The following is an 801-nucleotide window of genomic DNA, read 5'->3' as shown; positions in this document are numbered from 1 at the left end:
TCTGCAGGTTTGCGCCCGCCTGAATAAACGGGTCCGCCTGCATAAAGCGCCCCAGCACCGGGTTGTAAGTGCGCCCACCCATGTGAATGAGGTTCAGGTCGTTCACCATGGTGTGGCCGGTGTAACCTTGCGACTGGCCTAAACCTTGCCCGAGAACTCCAACGCTCTCGGCTCTAGTGTAACTGCAATCATGGTTTGTTCACTTCAAAATCCTCGGGCTCAGGCGGTGGCATGGGGTCATCCAATCCCTCTACTTCGGCTGGGAATATATAATCGACATCGACCAAACATCCCAAGGGTTGCTCTCTCAAGCGCACCTTCAGAAAAGGCGGACACTCATCGCGCACACGGAATGTTCCCCTAATACCAATGTATCGATACTGCATATGGTCAGGTCTGTACTCAAGAGAAGTACAGAAGGTCACCATCTCATACACCCGAATCGCACGCATCGTCGACTCATCGTGCATAACCATGCCACAAAACTCATAAGGTGGTTCCGATTGGCCCAAATCGCTTGGGTCAATTCGCACGTAACCAATCAACCCCACTTCCTGTCCCGAGTATGCATCGGGATTTACATTAAGCCTAAGAAAAGACGTGTACTCAAAAGACTTCGTAGGAAAAGCCACTCCCATAAAGAATAATGCTGCCGAGCTCAGTAAAAATTTACGCATTAACAATCTCCTTCACGACGTAAGTTGCACATGTGGAGCCGAGTATTGCCATCGCTAATCGGCAGGTCAGACGCCCTGAATCCATTCACATCAAACCGCCACAGGGAGCCCCCATGATGGGTCG

1 protein-coding gene and 1 pseudogene are annotated in these 801 nt (G+C 51.1%); both read right to left on the bottom strand.

The genetic code is table 11. The features are described from left to right. Positions 1 to 130: pseudogene (locus tag CWE06_RS12670) on the bottom strand (RHS repeat-associated core domain-containing protein); the annotation flags it as partial. Between the two features lie 58 nt (positions 131 to 188). Next, entirely contained in the window at positions 189 to 677 is a 489-nt protein-coding gene (locus CWE06_RS12340) for a hypothetical protein (protein WP_126794771.1), read from the bottom strand. Positions 678 to 801 lie beyond the last annotated feature (124 nt).

Origin of the sequence: Aliidiomarina haloalkalitolerans, from assembly GCF_003987315.1 — a bacterium.
In the GTDB taxonomy this organism is placed as follows: domain Bacteria; phylum Pseudomonadota; class Gammaproteobacteria; order Enterobacterales; family Alteromonadaceae; genus Aliidiomarina; species Aliidiomarina haloalkalitolerans.
This window is presented reverse-complemented; position numbering and strand designations above follow the sequence as displayed.